This is a genomic window from Streptomyces sp. CG4, assembly GCF_041080655.1.
In the GTDB taxonomy this organism is placed as follows: Bacteria; Actinomycetota; Actinomycetes; order Streptomycetales; family Streptomycetaceae; genus Streptomyces.
Genome location: NZ_CP163525.1, coordinates 6,310,419 through 6,328,927, shown reverse-complemented (window position 1 = coordinate 6,328,927; position 18,509 = coordinate 6,310,419). Strand labels below are relative to the sequence as shown.

16 protein-coding genes and 1 pseudogene are annotated in these 18,509 nt (G+C 73.1%); 13 read left to right on the top strand and 4 right to left on the bottom strand.

Going from position 1 to position 18,509, the window contains the following annotated elements; all coding sequences use genetic code 11:
• From AB5L52_RS28890 to AB5L52_RS28850, 9 genes are all read left to right on the top strand, one after another.
• Complete coding sequence (locus AB5L52_RS28890) at positions 1 to 1,266, top strand: 6-phospho-beta-glucosidase (RefSeq protein ID WP_351574651.1); 1,266 nt, start codon at positions 1 to 3, stop codon at positions 1,264 to 1,266.
• Positions 1,257 to 2,228: a BadF/BadG/BcrA/BcrD ATPase family protein gene (locus AB5L52_RS28885; RefSeq protein ID WP_351026648.1), complete on the top strand. Its 972-nt coding sequence runs from the start codon at positions 1,257 to 1,259 to the stop codon at positions 2,226 to 2,228. The genes AB5L52_RS28890 and AB5L52_RS28885 overlap by 10 nt, the downstream gene beginning before the upstream one ends.
• 147 nt (positions 2,229 to 2,375) lie before the next feature.
• On the top strand, positions 2,376 to 3,809 hold the full coding sequence (locus AB5L52_RS28880) for a hypothetical protein (protein WP_369367045.1): 1,434 nt from the start codon (positions 2,376 to 2,378) through the stop codon (positions 3,807 to 3,809).
• 14 nt (positions 3,810 to 3,823) lie between these two features.
• Positions 3,824 to 4,855: a glutamate ABC transporter substrate-binding protein gene (locus AB5L52_RS28875; protein WP_351026651.1), complete on the top strand. Its 1,032-nt coding sequence runs from the start codon at positions 3,824 to 3,826 to the stop codon at positions 4,853 to 4,855.
• Between the two features lie 41 nt (positions 4,856 to 4,896).
• Positions 4,897 to 6,171 carry a hypothetical protein gene (locus tag AB5L52_RS28870; protein WP_369367044.1) on the top strand — a complete coding sequence of 425 codons (1,275 nt, stop codon included), beginning with the start codon at positions 4,897 to 4,899 and terminating at the stop codon, positions 6,169 to 6,171.
• Complete coding sequence (locus tag AB5L52_RS28865) at positions 6,168 to 8,636, top strand: tetratricopeptide repeat protein (RefSeq protein WP_369367043.1); 2,469 nt, start codon at positions 6,168 to 6,170, stop codon at positions 8,634 to 8,636. Before AB5L52_RS28870 ends, AB5L52_RS28865 begins: the two co-directional genes overlap by 4 nt.
• 3 nt (positions 8,637 to 8,639) lie before the next feature.
• A complete protein-coding gene (locus AB5L52_RS28860) occupies positions 8,640 to 10,019 on the top strand; it encodes a protein phosphatase 2C domain-containing protein (protein ID WP_351574635.1) in 1,380 nt (459 codons plus the stop codon).
• Between the two features lie 185 nt (positions 10,020 to 10,204).
• Entirely contained in the window at positions 10,205 to 11,545 is a 1,341-nt protein-coding gene (locus AB5L52_RS28855; RefSeq protein WP_369367042.1) for a VWA domain-containing protein, read from the top strand.
• A 58-nt stretch (positions 11,546 to 11,603) separates the two neighbouring features.
• Positions 11,604 to 13,322 (top strand): FHA domain-containing protein, encoded by a 1,719-nt coding sequence (locus AB5L52_RS28850; protein WP_369367041.1) that lies wholly within the window; start codon positions 11,604 to 11,606, stop codon positions 13,320 to 13,322.
• Between the two features lie 18 nt (positions 13,323 to 13,340).
• On the opposite strand, the gene AB5L52_RS28845 is transcribed toward AB5L52_RS28850, so the two are convergent.
• On the bottom strand, positions 13,341 to 14,318 hold the full coding sequence (locus AB5L52_RS28845) for a methyltransferase domain-containing protein (protein ID WP_369368990.1): 978 nt from the start codon (positions 14,316 to 14,318) through the stop codon (positions 13,341 to 13,343).
• Between the two features lie 97 nt (positions 14,319 to 14,415).
• Here AB5L52_RS28845 and AB5L52_RS28840 point away from each other — a divergent pair, with 97 nt between their 5' ends.
• From AB5L52_RS28840 to AB5L52_RS28825, 4 genes and pseudogenes are all read left to right on the top strand, one after another.
• Entirely contained in the window at positions 14,416 to 14,820 is a 405-nt protein-coding gene (locus AB5L52_RS28840) for a globin (protein ID WP_351026659.1), read from the top strand.
• Between the two features lie 51 nt (positions 14,821 to 14,871).
• Positions 14,872 to 15,102: pseudogene (locus AB5L52_RS28835) on the top strand (hypothetical protein); the annotation flags it as partial.
• A gap of 32 nt (positions 15,103 to 15,134) precedes the next feature.
• Positions 15,135 to 15,350, top strand: coding sequence for a hypothetical protein (locus AB5L52_RS28830; RefSeq protein ID WP_369367040.1), 216 nt, complete (start codon positions 15,135 to 15,137; stop codon positions 15,348 to 15,350).
• Entirely contained in the window at positions 15,347 to 15,571 is a 225-nt protein-coding gene (locus tag AB5L52_RS28825; RefSeq protein WP_369367039.1) for a hypothetical protein, read from the top strand. Before AB5L52_RS28830 ends, AB5L52_RS28825 begins: the two co-directional genes overlap by 4 nt.
• A gap of 10 nt (positions 15,572 to 15,581) precedes the next feature.
• On the opposite strand, the gene AB5L52_RS28820 is transcribed toward AB5L52_RS28825, so the two are convergent.
• From AB5L52_RS28820 to ettA, 3 genes are read right to left on the bottom strand one after another with little or no spacing between them, the layout of a single operon-like run.
• Positions 15,582 to 16,259, bottom strand: coding sequence for a hypothetical protein (locus AB5L52_RS28820; RefSeq protein WP_369367037.1), 678 nt, complete (start codon positions 16,257 to 16,259; stop codon positions 15,582 to 15,584).
• Positions 16,256 to 16,705, bottom strand: a complete 450-nt coding sequence (locus tag AB5L52_RS28815) for an acyl-CoA thioesterase (RefSeq protein ID WP_369367036.1) — start codon at positions 16,703 to 16,705, stop codon at positions 16,256 to 16,258. Before AB5L52_RS28815 ends, AB5L52_RS28820 begins: the two co-directional genes overlap by 4 nt.
• 6 nt (positions 16,706 to 16,711) lie before the next feature.
• On the bottom strand, positions 16,712 to 18,376 hold the full coding sequence (ettA, locus tag AB5L52_RS28810; protein WP_351574615.1) for an energy-dependent translational throttle protein EttA: 1,665 nt from the start codon (positions 18,374 to 18,376) through the stop codon (positions 16,712 to 16,714).
• Positions 18,377 to 18,509: the final 133 nt, after the last annotated feature.

The window sequence follows — 18,509 nt, the reverse complement described above, 5'->3', positions numbered from 1 at the left end:
ATGAAACTCACCGTGGTCGGCGGAGGCTCGACCTACACCCCCGAACTCGTCGACGGATTCGCCCGCCTCAGGGACACCCTGCCGATCGAGGAACTCGTCCTCGTGGACCCGGCCGCCGAGCGCCTGGAGCTGGTGGGCGGTCTGGCCCGGCGGATCTTCGCCAGGCAGGGCCACCCGGGCCGGATCGTCACCACCGCCGACCTGGACGCGGGCGTCGACGGCGCCGACGCGGTCCTGCTCCAGCTGCGCGTCGGCGGCCAGGCGGCCCGGCAGCAGGACGAGACCTGGCCACTGGAGTGCGGGTGTGTCGGGCAGGAGACCACCGGCGCGGGCGGCCTGGCCAAGGCGCTGCGCACGGTGCCCGTGGTGCTGGACATCGCCGAGCGGGTCCGCCGGGCCAACCCGCGCGCGTGGATCATCGACTTCACCAACCCGGTCGGCATCGTCACCCGCGCCCTGCTCCAGGCCGGGCACCGGGCGGTCGGGCTGTGCAACGTGGCGATCGGCTTCCAGCGGAAGTTCGCGGGCCTGCTGGACGTGGCCCCGGCGGATGTGCATCTGGGCCATGTGGGCCTGAACCACCTCACCTGGGAAACTGATGTGCGCCTCGGCGGCCCGGAGGGCGAGAACGTCCTGCCCAAGCTGCTGGCCGAGCACGGCGACGCGATCGCCGGGGACCTGCGCCTGCCACGCCCCCTGCTGGACCGCCTCGGCGTGGTCCCCTCCTACTACCTGCGCTACTACTACGCCCACGACGAAGTCGTGCGCGAGCTGCGCACCAAGCCGTCGCGGGCAGCCGAAGTCGCCGCCATGGAACGGGAGTTGCTGACGATGTACGGCGATCCCGCCCTGGCCGAGAAGCCGGCGCTGCTCGCCGAGCGCGGCGGTGCCTACTACTCGGAGGCGGCCGTGGACCTCGCGGCGGCGCTGCTGGGCGGCGGCGGGAGCCCGTACCAGGTGGTGAACGCGTACAACGGCGGCACGCTGCCCTTCCTCCCGGACGACGCGGTGATCGAGGTCCAGGCGGCGGTCGGCCCGAATGGTGCGGCGCCGCTGCCCGTGCCGGAGCCTGACCCGCTGTTCTCGGGTCTGATCGCGAACGTGACGGCGTACGAGGACCTGGCCCTGGAGGCGGCGCTGCGCGGCGGCCGGGACCGTGTCTTGCGCGCCCTGCTCGCCCATCCGCTGATCGGCCAGTACGCGTACGCCGACGCCCTCACCGACCAGTTGATCGCACACAACCGGGAGCACCTCGCGTGGGCCTGACCTCGACCGTGCTGGGGATTGACGCGGGCAACAGCAAGACCGACGTGGCCGTGGTCAGCGCCGCCGGGGAGGTCCTGGCCACGGCCCGTGGCGGCGGTTTCCGGCCGCCCGCGGTGGGGGTGACGGCGGCGCTGGACGCGCTGGCCGCACCGGTCGCGCGCGCCTTCGCGGACGCCGGTGTCGGCTCCGTCTCCCATGTCTCGGCCTGTCTGGCCAACGCCGATCTGCCCGTCGAGGAGGAGCAGTTGGCGACGGCGCTCAAGGCGCGCGGCTGGGGCGCGTCGGTGGCGGTGCGCAACGACACCTTCGCGATCCTGCGGGCGGGCGTCGCCGAGCCGCGCGGGGTGGCCGTGGTGTGCGGCGCGGGCATCAACTGCGTCGGCATGCGCCCCGACGGCCGTACCGCGCGTTTTCCGGCGATCGGCCGTATCTCCGGTGACTGGGGCGGCGGCTGGGGCCTTGCGGAGGAGGCGCTGTGGTTCGCGGCCCGCGCGGAGGACGGCCGGGGCGAGCCGACGGCTCTGGCCCGCACGCTGCCCGGCCACTTCGGCCTGCCGACGATGTACGCGCTCATCGAGGCGCTGCACCTGGAGCACGTCGACCACGACCGCCGCCATGAGCTGACGCCGGTGCTGTTCGCGACGGCCGCCGAGGGCGATGCGGTGGCCCGTGCGATCGTCGCCCGGCTCGCGGAGGAGGTGACGGTCATGGCCACGGTGGCGCTGACCCGCCTGGACCTGCTCGACGAGGAGACACCGGTCCTGCTCGGCGGCAGTGTCCTGACCGCCGGCCACGCCCTGCTCGACGACGCCATCCGCGACCACCTGACCGCCCGCGCACCGAAGGCCGACGTCCGCGTGGTGACGGCGAGCCCGGTCCTGGGCGCGGCTCTGCTGGGCCTGGACCGGCTGGGGGCGGGGGCACGGGCACGGGAGCGGGCGCGGAGGCACTGGGAGGGGTAGCCGGCCCCGGGGGAACCGAACACCTGCGCAGGGCGTGTTCATGAGCAGCGGACGCTGCGATCCGATCAAGATCCAGTGAAGGCCGGTGCGGATGTCAGTCCGTGCGGCGATACTTGGCGGCGAACGGATGACCCTGGGGGAGGTCGAGTGACACACCCGCCGAAGAGCGCGGCACCGCCACCGGCGGGCCCCGTCATGCCCGCCGCCCCCGGTGTCCCCGCACAGCCCGGCCGCCCGGCGCCCGCCGGCTCCCCCGCGCCGTCCGCCCGGCGGACCGCGTTCGCCGAGGGTGTCGACCGGCTGCGGGCCGCGGCGACCACCGAGCCGGGCCGGCTGCGGATCATCGGGGCCGTCCTGGCGCTGCTGGTCGTGGCGTTCGGCGCGGTCACCGCCTGGCAGGCCAGCGGACGGGCGGCCGCCGCGGACGACGTGCTGCACCGCAGTCAGCCGCTCAGTTCCGGCGCGGCCGGCATCTACCGGTCACTGGCGGACGCCAACACGGCCGCGTCCAGCGGCTTCCTGGCCGGCGGGCAGGAGAGCGCGGACTCCCGCGACCGGTACGAGAAGGACATCCGTACGGCCGCCGCGGGACTCGTCACGGCCGCCGCGAACGCCGAGCCGGGCTCCGCCTCCGAGGCGGCGATCAGCAAGCTGAACACGCTGCTGCCCGAGTACAAGGGGCTGATCGAGCGGGCGCGGACCTACAACCGGCAGGGCTATCCGGTCGGCGGCGCGTATCTGCGCTACGCCAACGAGAAGATGCAGAAGGAGATGCTCCCGGCGGCGGAGGATCTCTACACCAAGGAGAACCAGCGCCTCGACGCCGACTACGGGAACGCGACGCCGTATCCGTGGCTCGCGATCGCGCTCGGCGTGCTCGCGCTGGCCGCGCTCGGCTGGGCCCAGCAGCGCACGTACCGGCGCACCAACCGCGTCCTCAACCACGGCCTGGTCGCCGCCTCCGGCGCCACCGCCGTCGCCCTGCTGTGGCTCGTCGTCGGGCACGCGGTGGCCCGCGCGGAGCTGAACGGCTCCTACGACCACGGCATCCGCTCGCTGACCGTCCTGCACGACGCCCGCATCGCCTCGCTGAAGGCGCGCGGGAACGAGAACCTGAGCCTGGTGGCGCGCGGCGCCGAGACCATCACGGTCGACGGCAAGACGTACGACACCTACTACTACGCCTTCGACCAGGACATGACCACGCTCGGCAAGGGCCTGACCCGGGCCGGGCAGCTCGCCGACGACCAGGGCGGCCGTACTCCGGTGAAGGCGGCCGAGGGCGACATGACGGTGTGGAAGCAGCGCCACGCATCCGCCCGCACCGAGGACGAGGACGGCAACTACCAGCAGGCGCTGGACAAGGTCATCGGCGCCAAGGGCGCCACCGGCGAGTGCTTCGACGGTGTCGACAGCGATCTCGCCCGGGCCATCGACCACGAGCAGACCGAGTTCCAGCAGGCCGCGGTCGACGGGCGGGACGCCATGACCGGGCTGCCGGTGGGCGCGGCCGCGCTCGCGGTGCTCGGCGCGGCCGGCGCACTGTTCGGCATCGGGCGCAGACTGTCGGAGTACCGGTGACAGGGGGCATGACGATGTACGCGCAACGTGTACGGGCCTCCCTGCGGGGCTGGGGCGGGGTCGGTGCGATGGCGGTGCTGTGCGCGCTGGCGCTGGCGTTCGTCCTGCTGCTGCCGCACACCCAGGCCGCCCGGCAGGCCGCGAGCACGTCCGGCCCGGGAGTGGCGACCGGCAGCCAGGCACGCGCCGAGGACTGCACGCCGTCCGAGGCACAGAACCAGACCCTGCCGCCGTCCGACGCGGACGGGCCGACGATCGACGCGATCAAGTCCCGTACGGGCGCCAAGCGCAAGCTGATCGTCGGCGTCGACCAGAACAGCTACCGCTGGGGCTATCGCAATCCGAACACCGAGGGCGCGGAGCTGGAGGGCTTCGACATCGACCTGGTGCACCGCATCGCGCAGGACATCCTCGGCGACCCGGACGCGGTGCAGTTCAAGGCGATCCCGACCAACCAGCGGATCTCCGCGATCCAGGACGGGCGGGTGGACATGGTCGTACGGACCATGACCATCACCTGTGAGCGGCTGGCGCAAGTCGCGTTCTCGGCGCCCTACTTCAAGACCGGGCAGCAGGTGCTCGCGCCCAAGTCGTCCTCGATCACCGGCTACAACTCCACGCTGGCGCACAAGAAGGTGTGCACGGCGGCCGGTTCGACGGCGTACACCAAGCTGGACGCCGACAAGAAGGCGGGCACCCTGCCCTCCTCCACCGACATCTCCACCACCGTCCCGAACCAGCTGGACTGTCTGGTCCGGCTGCAACTGGGCGAGGCGGACGCGGTGGTGACCGACGGCGCGCTCGCCGCCAGCCAGGCCGCGCAGGATCCGACGGTGGAGCTCAAGGGCGCGGCGTTCACGACCGAGTACTACGGCGTGGCGATGAAGAAGGACGCCTCCGATCTGGTACGCCGGGTCAATCGCGTTCTGGTGGGCTACCGCGCGAACGGCTGGCAGGCGTCGTACGACACCTGGCTGTCGGCGACACTGGGGAAGGACTCGGGCCCGTCCAAGCCGCCCGCACCGCAGTATCTGCGGACGAGTTGAGCCACATCCGACCGGGAAACACAAGCAGCGAGAGGTGATCGATGGGCGTCACGGACCCCGCCGGGCCGGTGATGGACCGGGACGAGGTGGACCGTGCGCTGGCGCGGCTCGGCCAGGAGCACGAGGCGATCGAGACCTCGCTGCTGGCCCTGCAGGACCACGCGGGCCGCAGACTCCTCGAAGGCGCCCGTCTGACCGGCGTCACCGGCGAACGCTGGCAGGCCACGGAGGCGCAGATCACCCTGTTGTGGGGGTACTTCGACGCCTATGCGGCGGCGCTGCGCTCCGCCCGGGAGATCCGCAGCCGGCGCCGCTGGTCCACCCGCGAGGACCTGGTGGAGCTGACCGAGCTGCTGCGCGGCGAGTCGGTGACCGTCGCCGGGAGCGGCCGGCTCAGCGAGACCTACTCGCTGACCGCGCTGGTGGACCGGATGAACGAGCTGTACGCGACGAGCCTGGACCTGGTCGTCACCGCCGACGCGGTGTGGTCGGCGCTGCCCGCCCGGATCGATTTACTCGCCGCGGAACTCCAGCGCACCCGCAAGCTCGCGCACTCCGTCGGCGTACGCCCCGGCGAGCACCCGGCGGGCGACGACCTGGAGCGGATCACCCGCACGCTGACCAAGCTGCGCGAGGACGTCGTCTCGGACCCGCTGGCCTTCTGGGTGCCGACCGAGGGCAGTTCGGCGCCGGGCGGCGGCCGCCCGGACACGACGGTGTACGACCGGGAGGCGCGCGCCCTGGAGGAGGTGCGCCGGGAGATCGACGCCGTGCTGACGGTGCGGCAGGACGCGGAGGCGCGGCTGATCCGGCTGCGGGACGTGCTCTCGCGCGCCGACCGCACCCTGGCCGAGGCCCGTACCGCGCGCGGCGAGGTGCTGGCGAAGATCGCGGCGACGGAGGTGCCGGTGGTCAGCGGCCCGCCGACGGTGCTGCAGGAGCAGCTGGCGACGGCGGCCGAGTACCGCAGGCAGGCGCAGTGGCACCGGCTCTCCCCGCTGCTGGAGTCGCTGGAGCAGAAGGCCGAGGACGAACTGCTGCGCGCCCGCGAGTCGTTGACCGCGGTCACCGCGCCGCTCGCGGTCCGCGCCGAGCTGCGCGGCCGCCTCGACGCGTACAAGGCGAAGGTCGCCCGGCACGGGTACGCGGAGGACCCGTTCCTGGTCGAGCGATACGACGCGGCCCGGCGGATGCTGTGGAGCGCGCCGTGCGACCTGCGGGTGGCCGAACAGGCCGTGCTGCGCTATCAGCAGCTGGCGGCCGAACTACTGGGCGGCGCGGGGGCGCCGGAGGACCGTAAGGGGGGTCGGTCATGAGCCAGGCGGGTCAGACCTGTCAGCGGCCGGGCTGCGAGGGGTCGTACGAGGACGTCGGCGGCGGTGAGCTGTACTGCGACACCTGCGGCCTGGCCCCGGTGGTGTCGGCGAACGGGATGGTCGGCTCGCCGCCCACCGGGCTCACCAAGGGCGCGGTGGAGAGCGGCAGTTCACGCGGTTCGCACAGCTCGCGTACGTCCTCGCAGTCGTCGAAGTCGCGCCGCTCGGTGTCCGGGCGGCTCTCGCGCTCGCTGTCGGGGCAGTCCAGCGGGCGGTCGGTGTCGGTGCGCAGCTCCGGCTCCTCCTCGGGCGCGTCCACGCGCGGCCGGCTCGGCGCCGGGCTGGTGAACGTGCCGCAGGTGCCCCGGCCGGACCCGCGCGCGATGGTGCTGGAGAACCCGGAGGTGCCCGAGCGGAAGCGGTTCTGCTCGCGCTCCGACTGCGGGGCACCCGTCGGCCGCGCCCGCGGCGAGCGGCCGGGCCGTACGGAGGGCTTCTGCACCAAGTGCGGGCACCCGTACTCCTTCGTGCCGAAGCTGAAGGCCGGGGACGTGGTGCACGGCCAGTACGAGGTCGTCGGCTGTCTCGCGCACGGCGGGCTCGGCTGGGTCTATCTCGCCGTGGACCGGGCCGTCTCCGACCGGTGGGTGGTGCTCAAGGGCCTGCTGGACACCGGCGACCAGGACGCGATGGCCGCCGCGATCTCCGAGCGGCGCTTCCTCGCGGAGATCGAGCACGCCAACATCGTGCGGATCTACAACTTCGTCGAGCACCTCGACCAGCGCACCGGCTCCCTCGACGGCTACATCGTCATGGAGTACGTCGGCGGCAAGTCCCTGAAGGAGATCGCCAACGCCCGCCGCACCTCCGAGGGCCGCCGCGATCCGCTGCCGGTGGAGCAGGCCTGCGCGTACGGCATCGAGGCGCTGGAAGCCCTCGGCCATCTGCACAGCCGTAACCTCCTGTACTGCGACTTCAAGGTCGACAACGCCATCCAGACCGAGGACCAGCTCAAGCTGATCGACATGGGCGCCGTGCGCCGCATGGACGACGACGAGTCGGCGATCTACGGCACGGTCGGCTACCAGGCGCCGGAGGTCGCCGAGGTCGGTCCCTCGGTGGCGAGCGACCTGTACACGGTGGGCCGTACGCTCGCGGTGCTCACCTTCGACTTCCAGGGTTACACGACCGCCTACGTCGACTCCCTGCCCGATCCGGAGACCATCGAGGTCTTCCGCCGCTACGAGTCCTTCTACCGGCTCCTCGTGCGCGCCACCGACCCCGACCCGGCCCGCCGGTTCGGCTCCGCGCAGGAGATGGTCGAACAGCTCACCGGTGTGCTGCGCGAGGTGGTCGCGCTGCAGTCCGGGCGGCCGCGGCCCGCGCTGTCGACGCAGTTCGGACCCGAAGTGCGGGTCGTCGACCGGGAGTTGTTCCCGCGGCTGGACGGTGACGTGTCCCCGCTGGGGGCGCGGGAGGTGCGCCGGGCCGAGTCCGCCGCCCCGGCGCTGCCGCCGTCGGCCCTCGTCCGGCCCGTCGACACCCCGGCCGCCGCGCTCGCCCTGCCCGTCCCGCTGGTCGACCCGGGCGACCCCAACGCGGGCTTCCTGGCCGGTCTGCTGGCCTCCGCGCCGGCCGAGCTGATCAGCGCCCTCGACGCGGCGCCCACGCAGACCGTGGAGACCCGGCTGCGGCAGATCCGCGCCCGGCTGGAGAACGGCGACCAGCGGACCGCGCTGATGAGCCTGGCCAAGCTGGACGAGGAGCGGCCGGACGACTGGCGGGTGGTCTGGTACCGGGGCGTGGCCGCCCTGGTCACCGGCGACTTCGAGGGCGCCGCGCTCGCCTTCGACGCGATCTACGACGCCTTCCCCGGCGAGGCCGCGCCCAAGCTGGCGCTCGGCCTGTGCGCGGAGGTGCTCGGCCAGCTGGACAACGCGGCCGAGTACTACCACCTGGTGTGGGCGACCGACCCGAGCTTCGTCAGCGCCGCCTTCGGTCTTGCCCGGGTGCAGCTCGCGGCGGGCAACCGGCAGGGGGCGGTGCGGACGCTGGAGTCGGTGCCGGAGTCCTCCATCCACTACACGGCCGCCCGGGTCGCCGCCGTACGGGCGCGGCTCAGACAGCGCACCGCGAGTGCCGGTGACGTACCGTTCCTGGACGACCTGACGGCCGCCGCCGGGCAGGTCGAGGCGCTGGACGCGTACGGTCTTGACCCGGCGCGGCGCGAGGAGTTGACGGCGGAAGTCCTCGGCTCGGCGCTGGACTGGATACTCTCCGGAGGCCAGGGCAGCCGGCCCGCCGCCGGCGGACAGGTGCTGCTGGGCAGCGGTCTGGACGAGCGGGGCCTCCGCTTCGGCCTGGAGCGCGCCTACCGCACGCTGGCCCGGCTGGCGCCCGGCGGCGAGGAGAGGATCGAACTGGTGGAACGGGCCAACCGTTACCGCCCCCGGACGTGGGTGTAGTTGATGTCGCAGATGCCCCAGCAGGCCGCACCGGCGAAGTGCCCGAGCTGCGCGGAGCCCGTCGAGTCGGGTGACCACTACTGCGGAGCGTGCGGGTACGACCTCTCCGTCGTACCCGCGCCGCCGCCGGACCATCCGACGCTCACCATGACCGGCTCCGCCGGGGAGGGCCCGGAGGGCGTGGCCTGGCCCGCCGCCGAGGCGGAGGGCTCCGCCGGCCCGCCAGCGGTGCATCTGCCGACCGATCTGCCCGGCACCGACGCCGGCGGCGGTCCGCTGCACGAGGACGAGCCCGGCCCGGCCGAGGCGTCCGGCGCGGACCCCCGCGGTCGGGCGTCCGGCGTGCGGGAGCCGGGGCAGCCGGCCGGGGCCGGGGTGCGCTTCGACCGGTCCGCGGAGCCGGAGGAGTACGCACTGCAGGCGCCCGACCCGCGGGTGGCCGGGAACACTCCCGCACCGGAGGAGCCCGCGCAGCTGTGCGTGGCCTGCCGGGCGGGCCGGGTGGACAGCGACGGCTACTGCGAGAACTGCGGGCACGCCCAGCCCCGCGAACGCGACCACATGGAGCAGGAGTCGGGCCCGGTGGCCGCCGTCAGCGACCGGGGCCTGCGCCACCACCGCAACGAGGACGCCTTCACCGTCGGCCACACCGCGCTGCCCGACGGCACCCCGGCCACCCTGGCCGTCGTCTGCGACGGCGTGTCCTCCGCGACCCGCCCCGACGACGCGTCGAGCGCCGCCTCCCGGGCGGCCGGTGACACGCTGCTGGCCGCCCTGCCGCGCGGCACGCATCCGCAGACCGCCATGCACGAGGCGATCGTCGCCGCCGCGCAGGCCGTGAACGCGCTCGCCGAGGAACCTGCCACGGCCCGCGAGCACGCCCCGCACCAGAACGCCCCGGCCTGCACGATCGTCGGCACGGTCGTCGCCTCCGGGCTGCTGGTCGTCGGCTGGGTCGGCGACAGCCGGGTCTACTGGGTGCCGGACGACCGCACCGCGCCCGCGGCCCGGCTGACCGAGGACGACTCCTGGGCCGCGCAGATGGTCGCCGCCGGGCTGATGAGCGAGGCCGAGGCGTACGCCGACGAGCGCGCCCACGCGATCACCGGCTGGCTCGGCGCGGACGCCTACGAACTGGAACCGCACACCGCGTCCTTCAAGCCGGACCGGTCCGGCGTCGTGGTGGTGTGCACCGACGGCCTGTGGAACTACGCGGAGACGGCCGAGGAGATGGCCGAGGCCATCCCCCGGGACGCGGCCGAGCGCCCGCTGCACAGCGCCCGGGTACTGGTGGGCCACGCCCTGGACGGCGGGGGCCACGACAACGTAACAGTGGCCGTCGTACCGTTCCCGGCACCGCCGCAGGGGGCAGGATCGGCCTGAGGCCGCCGACACGGGCCCGGACACGGGCGCGGACACGGGCGCAGACGGGGACAGAGACGGGGAACGGGGACACAGACGCGGATACAGGCGCGGATACGGGGAAGCCGCACAGGACCGTAGGGGACGGTCCGTTCACACATCGCCTCGCGTCGCAGCGAGACGTTCCGAGGGGGATTCGAACCAGCATGGCCAATTTCGCGAAGTCGCACGTGCCGCAGTTCTCGATGGACGTCTACCAGAACGAGTACCTGCCGCAGGACGGGCGCGAGGTCAACGCCATCGTCACCGTGACGGCGACCGGCGGCGGCACCGTCGGGAGCGCCGTGACCCCGCTGCACCCGGCCGGGCGCGGCCCGTCCGCCGCCGTGGCGATCATGGTGGACTGCTCCGGCTCCATGGACTATCCGCCGACCAAGATGCGCAACGCCCGGGACGCCACGGCCGCCGCGATCGACACCCTGCGCGACGGCACGCACTTCGCGGTGATCGGCGGCACGCACGTGGCCAAGGAGGTCTATCCGGGCGGCGGCGGGCTCGCGATCGCCGACGCCACCACCCGCGAGCAGGCCAAGCAGGCGCTGCGGCGGCTCGGCGCGGGCGGCGGTACGGCCATCGGCACCTGGCTGCGGCTCGCCGACCAGCTGCTGAACTCGGCCGATGTCACCATCCGGCACGGCATCCTGCTCACCGACGGCCGCAACGAACACGAGTCGCCGGAGGACCTGCGCGCGATGCTGGACGCGTGTGCCGGACGGTTCACCTGTGACGCACGCGGCGTGGGCACCGACTGGGAAGTGAAAGAAGTCACAGGGATCGCCTCCGCGCTCCTCGGCACCGCCGACATCGTCGCCGACCCGGCCGCTCTCGCCGCCGACTTCACGCAGATGATGGAGACGGCGATGGGCAAGGAGGTCGCCGACGTCGCCCTGCGGGTGTGGACACCGGTCGGTACGGCCATCAGGTTCGTCAAGCAAGTGGCGCCCACCGTCGAGGACTTGACCGGCCGCCGCACCGAGGCCGGCCCGCGCGCCGGGGACTACCCGACCGGGTCCTGGGGCGACGAGTCCCGCGACTACCACCTGTGCGTGGAGGTCCCGGCGGCCGGGATCGGCCAGGAGATGCTCGCCGCCCGGGTCTCGCTGGTCGTGCCCCAACCGGACGGATCCGTACAGAACCTGGGCGCGCAGGGCCTCGTACGGGCGGTGTGGACCGACGACATGACGGCCTCCACCTCGATCAACCCCCAAGTCGCCCACTACACCGGGCAGGCCGAACTGGCACAAGCCATCCAGCAAGGGCTCGATCTTCGCAAAGCGGGCGATTTCGATGGCGCAACGGCCAAACTGGGGCGCGCTGTTCAACTCGCGAGTGCCTCCGGGAACGCGGATACTGCGAAACTGCTTGCGAAGGTGGTGGACGTGGTCGATGCCGCGACAGGTACTGTGCGGTTGAAGACGAAGGTCGCCGAGGCCGATGAGATGACTCTGGAGACCCGGTCCACCAAGACCGTTCGTGTAAAGAAGTGACCCTGGAAGCGACTTCGAGCGATCCAGACCGACCCTTAGGAGAAGGGGAAGCACCGACATGCCGACCTGCCCGAACGGACACCAGTCGGGTTCCGACGACTGGTGCGAGGTCTGCGGTCACCGCATGGCCGGTGCCGTACCTCCGCCCCCACCGCCGCCCCCGCCCACGGGCGGTTACGGCTTCCCGCCCGCGCCGGGCGGCCCGGCCGCCGGCCGCCCGCCGGCCGCGTCGGCCCCGGAGCCGGAGCTGTGCCCGCAGTGCCGTACGCCCCGCGAGGGCGGCGCGCCCTTCTGCGAGGAGTGCCGGTGGAACTTCCTGACCAACACGGCCACCTCGTACACCCCGGCCGCGCCGAGCCCGCCGCGCCCGCCGCAGCCGCGGTTCCAGCCGCCGAGCGCGACCTACGGCGGCGGTGACGGATACGAGTACCAGGGCTCGCGACCCTCGCAGATGAACCGGCCCGCCGAGCCGATCCCGCCCTTCGGCAGCGAGCCGTCGGGCCCGACGCCGTTCGGCAACGACCGCGCCCCGTCCGGCCCGTCCGGCCCGCCGACCTCACCCGGTCCGTCCGGACCGGGTGGGCCGTCTGGACCTGGTGGGCCCGGTGGGCCTGGGGGCCCGTCGGGCTTCGGTGCCGGTCCGGGTGGTGCTGGTGGTCCTGGTGGTCCGGGTGCTCCTTCCGGCTTCGGTGGCGGCCCTGGGCAGGGTCCCGGCCAGGGACAGGGTCCCGGCGGCCCCGCCGGCCCACCGCCCTTCGGCCGTGACCAGTCCGGTCCCGGTAGCCCCTCCGGCTTCGGCGACGGCCCCGGACAGGGTCCCGGTCAGGGACAAGGTCCCGGCGGCCCCGCCGGCCCACCGCCCTTCGGCCGTGACCAGGCCGGTCCCGGTGTGCCGCCGCCCTTCGGGCGTGAGCCCTCGGGCCCCGGTGCCCCCACGCCCCCCGGCCCGCCGCAGGGCGGCCCCGGCGTGCCCGGTCCCTCCGGGTACGGCGGCGACCCCTCGCGTCCGGTTCCGCCTCCGCCCGGCCCGACCCCGCCCGGTCCCGCGGGCGGTCCCGGTGGTGCCCCGCAGGCGTTTGGGCAGTCGGGCCCGCCCGCGCCGCCCGCCTTCCCGGGCGAGACCGGCCGACCCCCCGTCGGCGGTCCGCCCCCCGGCGGCCCCTCCTTCGGCGGCGGTGACGACGACTGGGTGATCTCCCCGCCGTCGTCCACCGAACCCACCGGGGGTCCCGGGGGCGGCTACGGCTATCCGCAGCCCGGCCCCGCCGGCGGCCCGAACGGCGGTCCCGGCGGCGGCTATGGCTACCCGCAGCCCGGCGCCACCCAGGCCCCGCCGCCCGGCCCCGGCTTCCCGCAGCAGCCCGCGGGACCGGTCACCTGGACGGCGACCATCGGCCCGGACCGCGAGTACTTCATGGCGATGATGCACCGCTCGGGGCCCGAGGCCGCGGGGCTGAACCTGCCCGCGTACTCGCCCGAGCAGCAGCGCACGCTCAGCGGCAACCAGCTCACCATCGGCCGCCGCCGGCACTCCACCGGCGACACCCCCGACATCGACCTGGCGGTGCCGCCGGAGGACCCGGGCGTCTCGCACCAGCACGCGGTGCTGGTGCAGCAGCCCGACGGCAGCTGGGCGGTCGTCGACCAGAACTCGACCAACGGCACCACGGTCAACATGTCCGAGGAACCGATCCAGCCGTTCGTGCCGGTTCCGCTGCAGGACGGCGACCGGGTGCACGTGGGCGCCTGGACGACGATCACCATCCGGCGGGCCTGAGCACCACCCGGAAGACGGTCACGGCAGGGGCCAGGCACACGGCCCCGCCGGCTCGTCCAGCCAGGCCCGGACGTGGTCGCCGTCGACCGTGACGCCGTACCGCGCGCGCTCCGGCATGCCCGCGCGCTCCCACAGCGCGTAGGCCTCCCGCGGAGCGAGGGTGCCCCGGGTCAGCGCGAGCAGGAAGCGGAACGTCTCCTGCTCGCGGGCCCGGCCCGGCAGCCCGGCGAGCGACACGTCCTCCGGCACCGCCCGGCCCTCGCCGCGCAGCGGTACGAAGTAGGTGGCCGTGGGCAGGAAACCGCCCTCGGCGTGGCTCGCGTCCCGGACCGTGAGCGCGAGCAGGCCCGTGGCGAGCGGGGTCAGGATCCGGGCGCCGGGGCGGCACTGGGCGAGCCAGGCGCGCGGGACGGTGGGCAGCTCGCAGGTGGCGATGATCCGGTCGAAGGGGGCGCGTTCGGGCACTCCGCGCGCGCCGTCGCCGGTGACGACGGCCGGGTGGTAGCCGGCCGCGTCCAGGTGCCGGCGGGCCGATTCGGTGATCTCGGGTTCCAGATCGATGGTGGTGACGAGGTCGTCGTCGCCGAGCCGGTACGCGAGCAGGGCCGCGTTGTAGCCGGTGCCGGCGCCCACCTCCAGCACCCGGTTCCCGTCCGCCACCCGCAGCGCGACCAGCATCCGCGCCATCAGGGAGGGCCGGCTGCTGGAGGAGACCAGTTCGCCGTCGCGCAGCCGGGTGGCCAGCGGCACATCCTCGTAAGCGCCGCGCACCCAGCGCTCGCGGGCCTCCCGGTCCGGGCTCTCGCCCCAACGGCGCTCGTAGCCACGCCGTCCGGCGACGTGGTAGTACGGCACGAACAGGTGCCGGGGCACCGTGGCGAACGCCTCCCGCCACACCGGGTCCTCGGCGAAGACCCCCTCGGCGTCGATCTCCCGCACCAGCGCGGCCCGCGCGGCGGCGGCCAGGGTGTCGGTCCCGGTGTCGTAGGCGCCCATGCCCACACCCATACCCATGGCTCCACAGTAGGGTCGGACCGGTCCGCCGGGTCCTAAGCCTTGAGTCCTGGGTCACCTCGTCTGAGACGATGTACGGGTGAATGAGATTCGGCGCGGCACGCTTCAGGAGCAGACCTTCTACGAGCAGGTCGGCGGGGAGGAGACCTTCCGCCGGCTCGTCCACCGTTTCTACGAGGGAGTCGCCGAGGACCCGATCCTGCGGCCGATGTACCCGGAGGAGGACCTGGGCCCGGCCGAGGAGCGCCTCGCCCTGTTCCTGATGCAGTACTGGGGCGGCCCCACCACCTACAGCGACAACCGCGGCCACCCCCGGCTGCGGATGCGGCACGCCCCGTTCACCGTGGACCGCGCGGCGCACGACGCCTGGCTGCGGCACATGCGGACGGCCGTCGACGCACTCGGGCTGTCCGAGGAGCACGAGACGACGCTGTGGAACTACCTGACGTACGCGGCCGCGTCGATGGTGAACACCCCGGACTGACACTCCGGTCCGAGCCCGTCACCTTCGTCTTCTCGCGCGCGTGCGCACCGGCTGCTGCTGGGCGCCGCGTTGCTCACCGCCGCCGACGCCGCCGTCCGCGAGGGCGCCCGGAAGACCTTCGACGGCCTGCCGGTGACACTGCGGACACTGCGCCGCTCGCGCCCGTACGCGCTGCCCCGCGCACTGCAGCCGCCCCCGGCCCGCTCCGGCGACCCGGACCTGACGTATGTCGCGGCACTGGACCGCACCCAACTGCGGTCGGCCGCCGACCGCTTACCGCGCCGTACTGACAACACGACTACCAGGCCTGGCCGGTGGCCGGCCAGGACTCGATACCGCTGGTGGGCGTGGACCCGCGGGCCTACGGCGAGTTGACGGCCCGTACGGATCTGGGCCGCTTCCCCGCCTCCGCGTTGCGGACGCGCCCGCGTCCGCTGCCGGCCGGGGCCTCCCCGTCGGTCGCCTCGGCGTACGGCACCCGGCGCCCCTTCCCGGTCCGGCTCTCGGACGGCAGCATGGTGACGGTGTGACGGTCCGCATCGCACTGGTCCGCGACGGCACCCCGGCCGTGTCCGGCGGCAACTTCCTCGTCGTGAACGGCGCGAGCCTCGCCCCCCCTGCCGACCGCCCGACGGCCCTGCTGCTGACCTGTGATCACTTGGACGCGGGCGCGCTGCGACACACGGCCGGCGGCTCGGCGGACGTGCACCTCGTGGCCGACGAGCGCGCCCGCTACGCCGACTCCCGCTGACCGGAGCCGGTCAGCGCACGCTGACGCCGAGCGCCCCGAGGCCGGCCCGCCGTACGGCGACGGACCCGTACGGGGTACGCAGTCTGAGCCACGCCCCCGAGGAGAACAGTGCGGTGTCGGCGGGATCGCCGCCCGGCCGCAGGAAGCCCAGGGACTGGGCCGCGTGCACGGCCCGCACCGGAAACCCGGTCCGCCCGATCTCCCGGGACCAGATGTCCCGCCCGATCCGGTCCAGTTCGGCGCGGGTACGACCGTCCGGCGCCAGTTCCTCCGTACGCGAGCGGAACTCGGTGACCGCCGCGGCGACGGTCGCCCTGAGCGCGTCCGGGGCGGGCAGGCCCGGCTCGGCCCGCCAGCCGCCGCGCGGCGGCAGCACACCGGCCCACGGCGGACCGGTGACCGCGGCCGGTACGCCGGCGGTGGCCGCGCGCTCGTCCACGGACTCCAGCAACTGGCCTGCGGAGACGGTCACATCGAGGCTGACGTCGAGCCCGTTCTCGTACGGCTTGGCCAGCCGTACCGCGCGGACGGCGAGCACCTCGAAGGAGGGCGGACGGCCGAACACGGCGAGCGCCGTGCCGGCCGCCTGCAGGCGCACCGCGGCTCCACGGTCGTAGTGGAGCAGCCGGGAGAGGAAGGCGGCGAGGTCGGCCGCCTCCGTCTCGTCGGCCAGGTGCAGCACCGTCATGCGGCGACGGCCTCCTCGTCGGCGGAGTCGTCGTGGCTGTCGTCGTGGCTGCCGTCGTCCCGGTCCGTGTACTGCTGGAGGAACTCGCGCTCCCCGGCCGTGAGCCGGCGCGGCCGCTGTGCCTCGAAGTCGAACGGGACGACCACGGTCCGGGCCGTCACGTAGATCGCGTCCGCGTCCTTCACCTCGTAGGAGACGGTGAAGGACGCGGCCCGGATCTCCGTGATCCACAGCTCGATGTCCACGGGCGTGGGCCGGTGGACGAGCTGGCGCCGGTAGTCGATCTCATGGCGCGCCACCACGGACCCCTGCTTGGACTCCGCGCCCCTCAGGGACGTGAAGTCGATGCGGGCCTCCTCCAGGTAGCGGAGGAAGATCGCGTTGTTGACATGGCCGTACGCGTCCATGTCCGACCAGCGCAGCGGGCAGCGGTAGATGTGGCGCAAGACCGATCAGCCCCGGGTCAGCTTCTTGTAGGTGGCACGGTGCGGACGCGCGGCGTCCGGCCCGAGCCGCTCGACCTTGTTCTTCTCGTACGACTCGAAGTTGCCCTCGAACCAGAACCACCGCGACTCACCCTCGTAGGCGAGGATGTGCGTGGCGACACGGTCGAGGAACCACCGGTCGTGGGAGACGACGACGGCGCAGCCCGGGAAGTCCAGCAGCGCGTTCTCGAGGCTGCTGAGGGTCTCGACGTCGAGGTCGTTGGTGGGCTCGTCGAGGAGCAGCAGGTTGCCGCCCTGCTTCAGGGTCAGCGCCAGGTTGAGGCGGTTGCGCTCACCACCGGAGAGGACACCGGTCGGCTTCTGCTGGTCCGGGCCCTTGAAACCGAAGGCGGACACGTACGCCCGGCTCGGCATCTCGACCTGACCGACGTTGATGTAGTCGAGTCCGTCGGACACGACCTCCCACAGCGTCTTCTTCGGGTCGAGGTTGGCGCGGGTCTGGTCGACGTAGGAGATCTTGACCGTCTCGCCGACCTTGATGTTGCCGGCGTCCGGCGTCTCCAGCCCCTGGATCATCTTGAACAGGGTGGTCTTGCCGGCGCCGTTCGGGCCGATGACGCCCACGATGCCGTTGCGCGGCAGCGTGAAGGAGAGACCGTCGACGAGGACCTTCTCGCCGAAGGCCTTGTTGAGCTTGTCGACCTCGACGACGATGTTGCCGAGCCGCGGGCCCGGCGGGATCTGGATCTCCTCGAAGTCCAGCTTCCGCATCTTGTCGGCCTCGGCGGCCATCTCCTCGTACCGCGCCAGACGCGCCTTGGACTTGGCCTGACGCCCCTTGGCGTTCGACCGCACCCACTCCAGCTCTTCCTTGAGCCGCTTCTGCCGCTTGGCGTCCTTCTGGCCCTCGACCTTGAGACGGGTGGCCTTGGTCTCCAGGTACGTGGAGTAGTTGCCCTCGTACGGGTAGGCGCGGCCGCGGTCGAGCTCCAGGATCCACTCGGCCACGTTGTCCAGGAAGTACCGGTCGTGGGTGATGGCCACGACGGTGCCCGGGTACTTGGCGAGGTGCTGCTCCAGCCAGTTCACCGACTCGGCGTCGAGGTGGTTGGTGGGCTCGTCGAGGAGCAGCAGGTCGGGCTGCTCCAGCAGCAGCTTGCAGAGCGCGACGCGGCGCTTCTCACCACCGGAGAGGTTGGTGACGGGCCAGTCGCCGGGCGGGCAGCCGAGGGCGTCCATGGCCTGCTCGAGCTGGGCGTCGAGGTCCCACGCGTTGGCGTGGTCCAGCTCCTCCTGGAGCTTGCCCATCTCGTCCATGAGCGCGTCGGTGTACTCGGTCGCCATCTGCTCGGCGATCTCGTTGAACCGGTCGAGCTTGCCCTTGATCTCGGCGACACCCTCCTGGACGTTCGCCAGGACGGTCTTCTCCTCGTTCAGCGGGGGCTCCTGCAGCAGGATGCCGACGCTGTAGCCCGGGGACAGGAACGCGTCGCCGTTCGACGGCTGCTCCAGCCCGGCCATGATCTTCAGCACGGTCGACTTACCGGCGCCGTTCGGGCCGACGACGCCGATCTTCGCTCCCGGCAGGAAGTTCAGGGTGACATCATCGAGGATCACCTTGTCGCCGTGCGCCTTGCGCGTCTTGCGCATGGTGTAAATGAACTCAGCCAAGAGAAACCGTCCGGCAGCTTGAAATCTGGCAGTGGGCAGATACACCCCATCTTGCCTGAACGCCAGGCTTGGGTGTTAACCCGTTTGGTCCGGGCCGTCTGACCTGGGGTTTCTGTGGTGGCGACTGTAGCTC